Genomic DNA, 14,909 nt, shown 5'->3' with positions numbered 1-14,909 from the left:
GGGAAAAAATGACAGAAGAAATCAAAAATCAACAGGCACAAGATTATGATGCCAGTCAAATTCAAGTTTTGGAGGGACTTGAAGCTGTTCGTATGCGTCCAGGTATGTATATTGGATCGACTTCAAAAGAAGGTCTTCACCATCTAGTATGGGAAATAGTTGATAACTCAATTGACGAAGCTCTAGCTGGATTTGCCAGTCACATCCAAGTCTTTATAGAGCCAGATAATTCCATCACCGTTGTGGATGATGGGCGTGGAATTCCTGTTGATATTCAGGAAAAAACAGGACGTCCCGCTGTTGAGACTGTCTTTACAGTTCTTCACGCTGGAGGAAAATTCGGCGGTGGCGGATACAAGGTTTCAGGAGGATTGCACGGTGTAGGTTCATCAGTAGTAAACGCTCTTTCAACTCAACTAGATGTTCATGTCCATAAAAACGGTAAGATTCATTACCAAGAATACCGTCGTGGTCATGTTGTTGCTGATCTTGAGGTAGTTGGAGATACGGATAAAAGCGGAACAACAGTTCACTTTACACCAGATCCAGAGATTTTTACAGAAACAACAACTTTTGACTTTGAAAAATTAAACAAACGTATTCAAGAACTAGCCTTTTTGAACCGAGGCCTTCGAATCTCCATCACAGATAAGCGTGAAGGTCTCGAACAGACTAAACATTACCACTATGAGGGTGGGATTGCTAGCTACGTTGAATATATCAACGAGAACAAGGATGTGATCTTTGATACACCAATCTACACAGACGGTGAGATGGATGATATCACAGTTGAAGTAGCCATGCAGTACACAACTGGTTACCACGAAAACGTTATGAGTTTCGCCAATAACATTCACACCCATGAAGGTGGTACGCATGAGCAAGGTTTCCGTACAGCGCTGACACGTGTTATCAATGATTATGCTCGCAAGAATAAACTACTAAAAGACAATGAAGACAACCTAACAGGAGAAGATGTCCGTGAAGGCTTGACTGCAGTTATCTCAGTTAAGCATCCAAACCCGCAGTTTGAAGGACAAACTAAGACCAAACTGGGAAATAGTGAAGTAGTCAAGATTACCAATCGCCTCTTCAGCGATGCCTTTTCTGATTTCCTCATGGAAAATCCACAGATCGCCAAGCGTATCGTGGAAAAAGGAATCTTGGCTGCCAAGGCTCGTGTAGCTGCCAAGCGTGCGCGTGAAGTCACACGCAAGAAATCTGGCTTGGAAATTTCCAATTTGCCAGGAAAACTAGCAGACTGTTCTTCTAACAACCCTGCTGAAACCGAACTCTTCATCGTCGAAGGAGACTCAGCTGGTGGATCAGCCAAATCTGGTCGTAATCGTGAATTCCAAGCTATCTTGCCAATTCGTGGTAAGATCTTGAACGTTGAAAAAGCTAGCATGGATAAAATCCTTGCCAACGAAGAAATTCGAAGCCTTTTCACAGCCATGGGAACAGGATTTGGTGCAGAATTTGATGTAACTAAGGCTCGTTACCAAAAACTCGTTTTGATGACCGATGCCGATGTTGATGGAGCCCACATTCGAACTCTCTTGCTAACCTTGATTTATCGCTATATGAAACCAATCTTAGAGGCTGGTTATGTCTACATTGCCCAACCACCAATTTATGGGGTTAAAGTTGGAAGTGAGATCAAAGAATACATTCAACCTGGTGCAGATCAAGAAATTAAACTCCAAGAAGCCTTAGCACGTCATAGTGAAGGGCGTTCAAAACCAACCATCCAACGTTATAAAGGTTTGGGAGAAATGGATGACCACCAATTGTGGGAAACAACCATGGATCCTGAACATCGCTTGATGGCGCGTGTTTCGGTAGATGATGCTGCCGAAGCAGATAAAATCTTTGATATGTTGATGGGGGATCGAGTAGAACCTCGTCGCGAATTTATCGAAGAAAACGCTGTTTACAGTACACTTGACGTCTAAAAAATGTGGGAAATAGTTCCCTTGGTTTAAAAAATATGATATAATCATTACGATTGTTTCTAGTATAAAAGGAGTTTGATATGTCTAATGGACAACTAATTTATCTAATGGTTGCGATTGCAGTCATTCTGATCTTAGCTTATGTAACAGCCATCTTTTTACGTAAGCGTAATGTAAGCAGATTAACGGCCCTTGAAGAAAGAAAAGAAGAACTCTACAACCTTCCTGTAAATGATGAGGTTGAAGCCGTTAAAAACATGCACTTGATTGGTCAAAGTCAGGTGACCTTCCGTGAATGGAACCAAAAATGGGTTGATTTATCTCTGAACTCATTTGCTGATATCGAAAATCACCTCTTTGAAGCTGAAAGCTACAACAATTCTTTCCGTTTTTTCAAAGCTGCTCACAAGATTGATCAAATTGAAAGCCAAATCGGCTTGATTGAAGAAGATATTGCAGCTATTCGCAATGCCCTTTCTGATCTTGAAAAACAAGAATCTAAGAATAGTGGCCGTGTCCTTCATGCCTTGGACTTGTTTGAATCCCTTCAACATACCGTTGCAGAAGATTCGGAGAAATATGGTAAGGCCCTTCCTGAGATTGAGAAACAATTGGAAAACATCCAATCTGAATTCTCTCAATTTGTTACCCTAAATTCATCAGGTGACCCGGTTGAAGCCGCAGCAATTCTTGATTCAACTGAAAATCATATTCTCGCTTTGACACACATCGTTGAGCGAATTCCAGCTCTTGTTGAAACCTTGACAAAGGAACTGCCAGAACAATTGGCAGATTTGGAAGAAGGCTATCGCAAGCTGTTGGATGCCAACTACCACTTTACAGAAACAGATATTGAGTCTCGTTTCCAACTTTTGCATGAATCTCTGAAAAATAATCAAGAAAATATTCGTCAGTTGGAATTGGACAATGCAGAGTATGAAAATAATCGCATCCAAGAAGAAATCAATGCGCTTTATGATATCTTCACTCGTGAAATTGCAGCTCAAAAAGTAGTTGAAAGTCTTCTTGCTACATTACCAACTTATCTCAACCACTTGAAAGAAAATAATCAGGTGCTTGTTCAGGACCTTGAACGCTTGACTAAAACCTACCTTCTTCCTGAAAGTGATGGCAATCATGTTCGTCGTCTTCAAGCAGAATTGGCTGCACTTGATACAGCTATCTTAGAGGTAACAGAAGACCAAGGCGAGCCAACTCAAGCCTTCTCTGTTCTTGAAGAACAGTTGGAAATGCTTCAAAGCAACCTCAAGGATATAGAGGATGAGCAAATCTCTGTTAGCGAACGACTTGCGCAAATTGAAAAAGACGACCTCAATGCTCGCCAAAAAGCAAATGTCTATGTGAACCGTTTGCATACTATCAAACGTTACATGGAGAAGAGAAACTTGCCAGGTATTCCTCAAAGTTTCTTGAAACTTTTCTTTACTGCAAGTCATAACACAGAAGATTTGATGGCAGAGTTAGAACAACCACAAGTGAATATTGAATCGGTTAAACGAATTCTTGAAGTCGCAACAAATGATATGGAAGCACTTGAAACAGAAACCTATGATATCGTTCAATATGCAACCTTGACTGAGCAACTACTCCAATACTCAAACCGTTACCGTTCATTTGATGAGCGTATCCAAGAGGCCTTCAACGAAGCGCTTGAAATTTTTGAAAAAGAGTTTGACTACCAGGCGTCATTTGAAAAAATTTCACAAGCCTTGGAAGTTGCTGAACCAGGAGTCACAAACCGTTTTGTAACTTCATATGAGAAAACACGTGAAACGATTCGTTTCTAAACGAGAAGCTTAGATATTTCTAAGCTTTTTTATTTTTCTAAAAAGAAATCAGAATTCTTGTTTATCATTGAAATAATAGCCTCGATTTGATATGATGGAAATATGAAAAAAAATAGAGCGAAACGTGTTTCTCACGATAAAACGAGAAGGCTATTGCTTTCCCTTGTTGGAATCTTAGGAATTGCTACGATTCTATTAGGAAGTGCTATTGGTTATAAGCTACTACAAAAGCAATCTTACGAACAAAAAATTGAAGCGCTAAAAAGCGAAAAGGACCAGCAATTCAACTCAGGTAGTCAGAAGGACCATTTCCGAAAAGGTCAAGCTGAGGTGATTGCCTACTACCCTCTGCAAGGAGAGGAAGTCATTGCGTCTGTTAGAGAAAAAATCAACCAGGATATTAAAGAAAAGCTGGAAGATAAAGAGGATTTGGTCTTTTATTATACTGAGCAGTTGGACCCAGTCTTAAAGGGAGTTGTTGCTCGTAGTATCAGTAAGCAAGTCTACGATTTGTCTGCATCAAAGGTTGAAGAAAAAGAAAAGACTTCTTTAGGGAAAATTTTCTTGACTGAAGATGGGAAAGATTTTGACCTCAGCAAACTCTTCAAAGATGCAAGCAAGGCTAAGGAACTCTTACTGACTCAAATCAAATCAACTCTAGAAGATAAGAAACTTGACCAGGCAAAAATTGATCAAGTTATAAAGAGCTTCACAGACCAAGAATTGACATCTTGGAGCTTTGATTATAAGGATAGTCAAATCATCCTTTATCCTGCTAATCCAGGGGAGACTCTGGAGGAAATTGCCTTACCAATATCCAGTTTCTTTGATGTATTGGAGTCCTCTTATCTATTAGAAAAGGATGCTGAACTGTACCAAGCATACTTTGCTCAAAAAAATAAAAAGGTTGTAGCCTTAACCTTTGACGATGGTCCAAATCCTACTACAACCACGCAAGCTTTGGATACTTTAGCTAAATATGGTGTAAAAGCAACCTTCTTTGTACTTGGTAAAAACATTGCAGGTAATGAAAACCTTCTAAAACGAATGAAATCAGAAGGTCATGTTGTAGGAAACCACAGCTGGAGTCATCCCGTTCTTTCACAACTTTCGCTCGAAGATGCTAAAAAGCAAATCACTGATACAGAAGATCTGTTAACTCAAGTTTTAGGATCAAGCTCTAAACTCATGCGTCCGCCTTATGGTGCCATTACAGATGATATTCGTAACAGTCTAGACTTGAGCTTTATCATGTGGGATGTGGATAGTTTGGACTGGAAGAGTAAGAATGAAACAGCTATTTTGACAGAGATACAACGTCAAGTTCGTAATGGATCGATCGTTCTTATGCATGATATCCATGGTCCTTCAGTTAATTCTCTACCAAGTGTCATTGAGTATTTAAAGGGTGAAGGGTATACATTTGTGACCGTTCCTGAATTGCTCAATTCTCGCTTGAAGGCTCACGAGATCTATTACGATCGTGATCAATAATTGTTAAAATCTAAAGGAGCAAGTGTTCTGATAATCAGGATTTTGTTTCTTTAGATTTTCTTCACATAGAAAGGAAAAACGATGAAATCTTATACCCTTAATAATGGAGTTTCAATTCCTGTACTAGGATTTGGAACATGGAAAGCTGAAAATGGAGAGGTAGCCTACCAAGCCGTTTTAGAAGCCTTAAAGGCTGGTTATCGTCATATCGATACTGCAGCTATCTATAAAAATGAGGAAAGTGTTGGTCGTGCTATTCGAGATAGCGGTATTCCAAGACAAGAAATCTTTGTAACGACCAAACTCTGGAATACCAATCACAGCTATGATGAAGCTCGCCAAGCATTTGAAGAATCAATGGAAAAACTGGGATTGGATTATCTAGATTTGTACCTTATCCATTGGCCAAATCCAAAACCTTTAAGAGAAAATGACGAATGGAAAACTCGCAATGCTGAAGTCTGGAGAGCGATGGAGGATCTTTACCAAGAAGGCAAAATCCGTGCTATCGGCGTTAGTAATTTCCTTCCTCATCATTTGGATGCCTTGCTTGAGACAGCAAGAGTCATTCCAGCGGTCAATCAGGTGCGCTTGGCACCAGGAGTTTATCAAGAGGAAGTGGTTGACTACTGTAGAGAGAAAGGAATTCTCTTAGAGGCTTGGGGGCCATTTGGACAAGGAGAGTTGTTTGAACAGAAAGAAGTCCAAGAAATTGCTGCGAAGCATGGGAAATCAGTGGCTCAAATTGCCTTGGCTTGGAGTTTGGCAGAAGATTTTTTACCCCTACCTAAGTCAGTGACAGCCTCTCGTATCCAGAGCAATCTTGACTGTTTTGGAATTGAACTCAGCAAAGACGAGCGAGAAGTCTTAAAGACAATTTTAGTGACTTCGGGCGCACCTCGTGTGGATGAGATGGATTTTTAGTTTGTGAAATCTATTTATACTGAAATAACAAAGACTAGGAATTTTAAATTCTAGTCTTTTTGTGTATAAAAAATCTAAATTGTTTGTATAATGAAATAATTTTATGGATTGAAATATAGGAATGAATTTAAAAAAACTGTGGTTTGATGGAGCAAATAACACGAATGATAAAATTAAATAAGTAAAATATATACGTAAATATTACATTTTTGTGACAATTCAGATTTTTATGAAAATTTATGATTATTTGCGTTATAATAGGTATACTTTAAAGAAAAAGGAGATTATTTATGAATAGACGACAACGTTTTTCATTACGGAAATACAAATTTGGTCTTGCTTCAGTTTTATTGGGAACTGCATTGGTTTTTGGAGCAAGTCAAGTCAGTGCCAATGAGCAGAGTACAGGTGAAAATCAAGCTCAAACTCAGGAAATTAAGACAGAGCTAAAAGACGATAAACACTCAAACTCTGCGACTGACCAAACCAATACTAATGGGATAGCACCAGTAGTTGGAGAGAAACAAGAAGTTGAAACTTCTAAAGAGGATGCTAGTAAACAAGATGCTAAGGTAGATGCTCCGGTTGATAAAACTGCCGAAGCCCAAGAATCAGGAAAAGATAGCGCAGTTGCAAAAGAAGAAAATCAAGGTGTCGTTCAAAAAGAAACAACAGTCGATACCAGTACAGCGCCTGCTACTGAGAAGTCCTCTACCATAGAGAAAAAAGAGGCTAAAGCAACGACAGCTCCTAAAACTAATGGAGAAACAGCAACTACAGAAAAAGAACAAGAAAAAACTGAGTCTGCAAAACCAAATAGTCTTTCAAGCAATGATATCATCACAGTACCGAAAACTTGGAAGGCTGGTTACAAGGGGACAGGGACCGTTGTTGCCATTATTGACTCAGGGCTTGATTTGAATCATGAGGTTCTTCGAATTTCGGATCCGTCAAAAGCAAAATTTAAAAACAAGGAAGCTATCGAAGCAGCTAAAAAGGCTGCTGGAATCGATTACGGTAAATGGTATAGCGATAAGGTTGTCTATGCCTATGACTACTTTGACGGAACAGATAAAATCAAAGAAGCAGAAAGAACTTCTCATGGGATGCACGTAACAGGGATTGCAGCTGGAAATCCTGATAAAGAAGCACCGAATGGCGAAAAAGTTTATGGTGTGGCGCCAGAAGCCCAAGTCATGTTTATGCGTGTCTTTTCAGACCGCCAAAAAACGACCAGTTCTGCCCTTTATGTAAAGGCGATTGATGATGCAGTTGCCTTAGGAGCAGATGCTATTAATATGAGTTTGGGATCTAGCACTGGTTCTATGGTGGATGCTGGTTCCGATATCGTGGATGCCATCAAACGGGCTCGTGCCAAGGGAGTATCTGTTCTTATCTCAGCAGGAAACAGCAATACATTTGGAAATGGTTATTCAAAACCGCTAGCCGAAAACCCAGACTATGGCTTGGTTGGAAATCCATCCACTGTTGAAGACTCAATTTCAGTTGCTTCTGTCAACAATAAAACATTGACAACAGCCGTTTTTGAAGTTAAAGGTCTAGAGGGAAATGCCGGCCTTCATAACGGAAAATTTGATTATAATCAACCTGAAGCAGATAAGGACTTTGAAAAAGGAAAAGAGTACGAATACGTCGAAGCAGGGTTAGGTCGTGAAGAAGACTTTGCGAAGTTGGATTTAACTGGGAAACTTGCCCTCATTCAGCGAGGAGCTATGAACTTTTCAGAGAAGATCAAAAATGCACGAAAACACGGTGCAGTTGGTGCTTTGATCTACAATAATGTAGAAGGTGCAAACATCAATATGGCTATTGATGATGAAGCAAAGAAAATTCCTTCTGTATTTATTTCTAAACAGTATGGTGAAGCCTTAAAATCAGGAAACTACAAGATTGTTTTTAATGGTAAGATGGATAATCGTCCTTCTGATGTAGCCAATCAGCTATCTGACTTTTCAAGTTGGGGAGTGACTACCGATGGACAATTGAAACCAGATGTGACAGCTCCTGGTGGCAATATCTACTCATCCTTTAATGACAATACCTACGGTAGTATCAGCGGAACCAGTATGGCGGCTCCTCACGTTACGGGTGTTGCAGTTCTGGTTAAGGAATACCTTCAAAAACACCATCCAGAATTGACTCCTGAGCAAGTATCAGAGACTGTCAAGGCCTTGATCATGTCAACTGCAAAACCACATGTTAATAAGGACACAGGCACTTATACCTCTCCTCGTCAGCAAGGTTCTGGTATTGTGGATACAGCTGCTGCAGTGTCAACAGACCTCTATGTAACGGGTGAAAATGGTTATCCAAGCGTGACTTTAGGAAATGTTGGAGATCAATTTACTTTCAAGGTCACTGTACACAACATTTCAGATACTGACCGCACTCTCAAGATGGTGGTGAATACCAATACAGACGAAGTCCAAGATGGAAAATTCACCCTTCGACCTCGAAAACTAACGGAGACAGTCTGGCCTGAAGTGACGGTCAAAGCCCACAGCAGTCAAACAGTCACTGTTAAAGTGGATGCTCGAAAATTTGCTGCTGAACTCAGCAAACAAATGTCAAATGGCTATTTCCTTGAAGGTTTTGTTCGCTTTGTAGATCCAGCAGATGATGGGGATATTGTAAGTCTTGCATTTATGGGCTTCCGAGGTGAATTCCAAAATCTCCCTGCTGTCGAAAAACCAATTTACAATCTTGTCCGAGAAGGGAAAAATGGATTTTACACGGAAGTAGACAAAGAAAATCCCGCCGTTAACTACTCTAATGATGCTACCTATCTAGCTACCTTGCAAAATGACCTTCTAGTGTCTAAAGGTCAACGCCAAGGACGCCGAATTACTGTTCTTGGGATTGAACAAAATGCTGAAGGTAAGCATGTTCTTCAGTTGGACGAAAAAGGGAATGTCCGTATTGCCATTTCTCCAAATGATGATGGAAACAAAGACCTAGTTGAATACAAAACGGTTGCTTTGAGAAATCTTGTAAATCTTCGGGCTACAGTTTATGCGGCTACGGATACTAAGCATGAACATCCTATTTGGGAGGGCGATGCAAAGGATCTTCGTAAGAATTATTTTGATGGTGACAGTAGAAATCTGAAGAGTTATATTCTAGATAATACCGCTTGGAGAGGTCAGGATTTTGATGGCAATACTGTTGCAGATGGTTTATATGACTATGTTATTAGTTACACACCAGATGTTCCAGGAGCCAAAGAACAATACACGACCTTCAAAATTCAGATTGATACTCAAAAACCTGTCATCACAAGTGGTTATATTCGCTTTAAAGATGGAAATCAAGAATTCGTAGCTCGAAAACCAAAAGATGTGGGTCAAGGCGGTATCCTTTCAGAAAAAGTCTTCTATATCACACCATTTGATCAGAAAGGGACCATGGTTCTAACTGGGAAAGACCAGTCTGGAACTCGTGCGCTTGAGAACACCCATCTGATTAAGGCCAATGCTGACGGTAGTTATACACTTCCTAAGAATGTTGACAAGGCTAATATTTACTATCTTGTTGAGGACTATGCAGGAAATGTAGACTATATCTCACTTGCTGAACTTGTCCGCGATCAAAATAGTGGTCGAGTGAAAATTGCCTTGAAGGATGCAAAAACAAACCAGGATATTGATACCCTCTACGTCTATCGAATCAAAAATAGCAAGGGACAATATGTTGATGTTGACAAGACAAAAGCGATTCATTTCTTACAGTTTGGTCATTATACAGCAGAAATTTTCAGTTATGACCGAACAGAATTAAAATTTATCAGTGCTTTGTCCCAAGAGTTTGACTTGACGGAAGAAAATAGTTTCCAAACCATTACCTTCCTAGCAAATCTCCTAGAATATGCACCGGTATCTGTTTCCTTCAACCAAGCAGTTCCAAAGACGACTACAGTGGTTCTGAAAGGAGAAGATGGGACAAGTATCACTCTTCCTGCTGAAAAATACGGTCAATACGCCTTTGGTAAGAAAGTTGCTACAGGTCGTTATACTGTACAAGTCACCTTGCCAACTGGATATGAACTCCTTGAAGATCTCGTTTCCTTGCTCGTGAAGCCAGGTCGAAATAATGCTTTGCGTCTATCTGTTGTGTCTAAGTTGGCCTTGATTGCTGCGGTAAATCAACAAAAAGAACTGGTAGAAACGTCTCGTTACTTTAATAGTAGTGCAGATAAGAGAAAAGCTTATGACCAAGCTTTCCAAGTGGCACAGTCAGCCTTGTCAAGCAAGTTGAAGCAAGAATTGATTGATGGCGTTCTCGCTAGTCTTGAGGCTGCTGGTAAAGCTTTGGATGGAAAAGATTCGAACGTTACAGCCTTGAAAGAAGCTATGAAAGCTTACTACGCAACGACTAAAACTGGACGATATGCGAATGCCAAAGAAAAAGTACGTCGAGCTTATGATCGTGCCTTCCAAGAAATCGCCTTACTAGCTGTGGACCCTAGAGTCAAACAGGATCAAATTGACCAATCTCTCATTGCCCTAGCAACAGCTAAAAGTAAATTGAATGGCAAAGCTACAGACTTCTCTAGTCTGAAGAAACTGGTCAAGGATGAACGTCTTTTCCAAGAAAAGAACGCGAGATTTATCTATGCAGACAAGAAAGAAAAAGCAGCTTATCTTTTAACTTTTAAAGAGGCACAGGAACTCCTTAAAGATCCAGGAGCGAGCCAAGAAGATGTCAAAGATGCCATTACAGCCTTGAAACAAGCCAAGAGAAATCTACATGGCAAAAAAACAAAAGCGAAAAGACATCCTTAAACAGGACTTTCTGAAGCTTTACTGATAAATGAGTCTGGAACTTTGTTTTCAGACTCATTTTTGGTTTACACTAGCTAGAAAATCTGCTATAATACTAGCTAGGAAAGAAAGTCTTAGGGCGTTCTTCAGCGAGCTTGGGGTAGTGGGAGCCAAGTAGAACAAGGTAAGAAACTGGCGCTTTCTGTCGTATTTTTAAAAACAATGAAGTAATAAATTAGGGTGGAACCGCGTTTCTGACGCCCCTAGTCGCAAGGCTTGGGTGTTGAAATTCGGTTCTTTTTGAATTTCGTCTAATGCCTAAGTAGAAAGGAGCATAATGCTTAAAGGATCTTGTTTATGCAAAGCAGTGACCTACACTTTAGATGAGGAATTGTCGGAATTAGTTTTTTGCCACTGCTCATTCTGTCGGAAAGCAACTGCGTCTGCCTATACAGTGAATGCCAAAGTTAGTAGTAAAAACCTAGTATTGCATGGAAAAGAACAGTTGGTTACCTATAGTTCATCTCCAGGAAAACAACGCTATTACTGTCAGAACTGTCATAGTCAAATTTTCACTGCTCAAGAAAATATACCAGAAGTCTGTGCTTTGAAACTAGGTACAATAGACGAATGCGATCAGAATTTACAAACTGTTCCCAAACGTCATATTTTTCAGGACCCAGCTTTTTCTTGGTTGCTTGATGAATAAAGCTAAAAAGATAATATAAATTAAAGGAGTAAACAATGTCTAAGAAATTAACATTTCAAGAAATTATTTTGACTTTGCAACAATTTTGGAATGACCAAGGTTGTATGCTTATGCAGGCTTATGATAATGAAAAAGGTGCAGGGACAATGAGTCCTTACACTTTCCTTCGTGCTATTGGGCCTGAGCCATGGAATGCGGCTTATGTAGAGCCATCACGTCGTCCTGCCGACGGTCGCTACGGGGAAAATCCTAACCGTCTTTACCAACACCACCAATTCCAAGTGGTCATGAAGCCTTCTCCATCAAATATTCAAGAACTTTACCTTGAATCTTTGGAAAAATTGGGAATTAATCCTTTGGAGCACGATATTCGTTTTGTCGAGGACAACTGGGAAAATCCATCAACTGGATCTGCTGGTCTTGGTTGGGAAGTTTGGCTTGATGGGATGGAAATCACTCAGTTTACTTATTTCCAACAAGTCGGTGGATTGGCAACTGGCCCTGTGACTGCGGAAGTTACTTATGGTTTGGAACGCTTGGCTTCTTACATCCAAGAAGTAGACTCTGTTTACGATATTGAGTGGGCTGATGGTGTAAAATATGGAGAAATCTTTATCCAGCCTGAGTACGAGCATTCAAAATATTCATTTGAAATTTCGGACCAAGAAATGTTGCTGGAAAACTTTGATAAGTTTGAAAAAGAAGCTGGTCGCGCCTTGGAAGAAGGTTTGGTTCACCCTGCCTATGACTATGTTCTCAAATGTTCACACACCTTTAACCTACTTGATGCGCGTGGTGCTGTATCCGTAACCGAACGCGCAGGCTATATCGCTCGTATTCGTAACTTGGCCCGTGTCGTAGCTAAAACCTTTGTCGCAGAACGCAAACGCCTAGGCTACCCACTTTTGGATGAAGCAACACGAGCTAAACTCCTAGCAGAAGACGCAGAATAAAGAGAGTGACAAATTACGAAAATGGGCGAACAGAGTGAGCCCTGAGCCAGTTGCCGCAGTGATGAAGGTATCCTTAGTGAAGCTAAGGATACTAGGCAAAATTGGAGACTTTTGGCTCCAATTTTAGCAATGAAACGACGAAGTCGGTTGCTTGCGTGCCAATCACATAAGGCAAACTGGAAAATAAAAAGATACTTTTCGGAGAAAAAATATGATAAAAAACTTATTAGTAGAACTCGGTCTTGAAGAGTTACCAGCCTACGTAGTAACCCCAAGTGAAAAACAACTAGGTGAAAAAATGGCAGCCTTCCTCAAGGAAAACCGCCTGTCCTTTGAAGACATTCAAACCTTCTCAACACCCCGTCGTTTGGCTGTTCGTGTGACTGGTCTTGCAGACAAACAGTCTGATTTGACAGAAGATTTCAAGGGTCCAGCAAAGAAAATTGCTTTGGATAGTGATGGAAACTTCACCAAAGCAGCCCAAGGATTTGTCCGTGGAAAAGGATTGACAGTTGAAGATATCGAATTCCGTGAAATCAAGGGTGAAGAATACGTCTATGTTACCAAGGAAGAAGTGGGTCAAGCAGTTGAAGCCATTGTTCCAGGTGTAGTAGACGTCTTGAAGTCACTGACTTTCCCTGTCAGCATGCACTGGGCTAACAACACCTTTGAATACATCCGCCCTGTACACACTTTGACAGTTCTCTTGGACGAGCAAGAGTTTGACTTGGATTTCCTTGATATCAAGGGCGGTCGTGTAAGCCGCGGTCATCGTTTCTTGGGACAAGAAACTAAGATTCAGTCAGCATTGAGCTATGAAGAAGATCTTCGTAAGCAGTTTGTAATCGCGGATCCTCGTGAACGTGAGCAAATGATTGTTGACCAAATCAAATCAATCGAAGCTGAACATGGTGTAGGTATCGAAATTGATGCGGATTTGCTTAATGAAGTCTTGAACTTGGTTGAATACCCAACTGCCTTCATGGGAAGTTTTGACGCCAAATACCTTGAAGTGCCAGAAGAGGTCTTGGTGACTTCGATGAAGGAACACCAACGCTACTTCGTTGTCCGTGATCAAGACGGTAAACTCTTGCCAAACTTCATTTCAGTCCGTAACGGAAACGCAGAGCATTTGGAAAATGTTATCAAGGGAAATGAAAAAGTCTTGGTTGCCCGCTTGGAAGACGGAGAATTCTTCTGGCGTGAGGACCAAAAATTGGTTATTTCTGACCTTGTTGAAAAATTGAACCATGTGACCTTCCACGAAAAGATTGGTTCTCTTCGTGAACACATGATTCGTACTGGTCAGATTGCCATTCTCTTGGCAGAAAAAGCTGGCTTGTCAGTGGATGAAACAGTTGACCTTGCTCGTGCAGCAGCCATTTACAAGTTTGACTTGTTGACGGGGATGGTTGGTGAGTTTGATGAGCTCCAAGGGATTATGGGTGAGAAATATGCCCTCCTTGCTGGGGAAACTCCAGCAGTTGCAGCAGCGATTCGTGAACACTACATGCCGACAGCTGCTGACGGAGCTCTTCCAGAGAGCAAGGTGGGAGCCATTCTAGCCATCGCTGATAAATTGGATACGATTTTGAGTTTCTTCTCAGTTGGCTTGATTCCATCAGGTTCTAATGACCCTTATGCCCTTCGTCGTGCGACGCAAGGTGTAGTTCGTATCTTGGATGCTTTTGGTTGGCACATTGCTATGGATGAGCTGATCGATAGCCTTTACAGTTTGAAATTTGACAGCTTGACTTATGCAAATAAAGCAGAGGTTATGGACTTTATCAAGGCTCGTGTTGATAAGATGATGGGGTCAACTCCGAAAGATATCAAGGAAGCAGTCCTTGCAAGTTCGAACTTTGTTGTGGCGGATATGCTGGAAGTAGCAAGTGCTCTTGTCGAAGCGAGCAAGGAAGAAGACTTCAAACCATCTGTCGAATCCCTCTCACGTGCTTTCAACTTGGCAGAAAAAGCAGAAGGAACTGATACTGTTGATCCTGCTCTCTTTGAGAATGAAGAAGAGAAAGCCTTGGCAGAAGCCGTAGAATCACTTGTTTTGTCAGGAACTGCAAGCCAACAATTAGAACAACTCTTTGCGCTCAGTCCAGTTATTGATGCTTTCTTTGAAAATACCATGGTAATGGCCGAAGATCAAGATATTCGTCAAAATCGATTGGCTATCTTGTCGCAATTAACCAAGAAAGCAGCTAAGCTCGCTCGTTTCAACCAAATCAATACCAAATAAACTCAGTCAAACGAACTGTATCTTATCACAAAGGAGA

Annotated in this window: 8 protein-coding genes; all 8 read left to right on the top strand. The window is 40.8% G+C overall.

Annotation, left to right across the window (positions count from 1 at the left end):
- The first annotated feature begins 8 nt into the window (after positions 1 to 8).
- Positions 9 to 1,955, top strand: coding sequence for a DNA topoisomerase (ATP-hydrolyzing) subunit B (gene gyrB, locus HMPREF2991_RS02060; protein WP_070683330.1), 1,947 nt, complete (start codon positions 9 to 11; stop codon positions 1,953 to 1,955).
- Between the two features lie 80 nt (positions 1,956 to 2,035).
- Entirely contained in the window at positions 2,036 to 3,763 is a 1,728-nt protein-coding gene (ezrA, locus tag HMPREF2991_RS02055; protein ID WP_070683328.1) for a septation ring formation regulator EzrA, read from the top strand.
- A gap of 102 nt (positions 3,764 to 3,865) precedes the next feature.
- Positions 3,866 to 5,257: a peptidoglycan-N-acetylglucosamine deacetylase PgdA gene (gene pgdA, locus HMPREF2991_RS02050; protein WP_070683326.1), complete on the top strand. Its 1,392-nt coding sequence runs from the start codon at positions 3,866 to 3,868 to the stop codon at positions 5,255 to 5,257.
- A gap of 81 nt (positions 5,258 to 5,338) precedes the next feature.
- Positions 5,339 to 6,181, top strand: coding sequence for an aldo/keto reductase (locus HMPREF2991_RS02045; protein ID WP_070683324.1), 843 nt, complete (start codon positions 5,339 to 5,341; stop codon positions 6,179 to 6,181).
- A 290-nt stretch (positions 6,182 to 6,471) separates the two neighbouring features.
- Positions 6,472 to 10,983, top strand: a complete 4,512-nt coding sequence (locus tag HMPREF2991_RS02040; protein ID WP_070683322.1) for a S8 family serine peptidase — start codon at positions 6,472 to 6,474, stop codon at positions 10,981 to 10,983.
- 316 nt (positions 10,984 to 11,299) lie between these two features.
- Positions 11,300 to 11,671 (top strand): GFA family protein, encoded by a 372-nt coding sequence (locus HMPREF2991_RS02035; RefSeq protein WP_000912017.1) that lies wholly within the window; start codon positions 11,300 to 11,302, stop codon positions 11,669 to 11,671.
- A 35-nt stretch (positions 11,672 to 11,706) separates the two neighbouring features.
- Positions 11,707 to 12,624 (top strand): glycine--tRNA ligase subunit alpha, encoded by a 918-nt coding sequence (glyQ, locus tag HMPREF2991_RS02030; RefSeq protein ID WP_000038733.1) that lies wholly within the window; start codon positions 11,707 to 11,709, stop codon positions 12,622 to 12,624.
- Positions 12,625 to 12,835: 211 nt separating this feature from the next.
- Positions 12,836 to 14,872, top strand: a complete 2,037-nt coding sequence (gene glyS, locus HMPREF2991_RS02025) for a glycine--tRNA ligase subunit beta (protein ID WP_070568991.1) — start codon at positions 12,836 to 12,838, stop codon at positions 14,870 to 14,872.
- The last annotated feature ends 37 nt before the right edge of the window (positions 14,873 to 14,909 follow it).

This window comes from Streptococcus sp. HMSC072D07 (assembly GCF_001814835.1).
Classification (GTDB): Bacteria; Bacillota; Bacilli; order Lactobacillales; family Streptococcaceae; genus Streptococcus.
The sequence above is the reverse complement of the archived record's forward strand: the minus strand, read 5'-3'. Positions and strand labels throughout refer to the sequence as shown.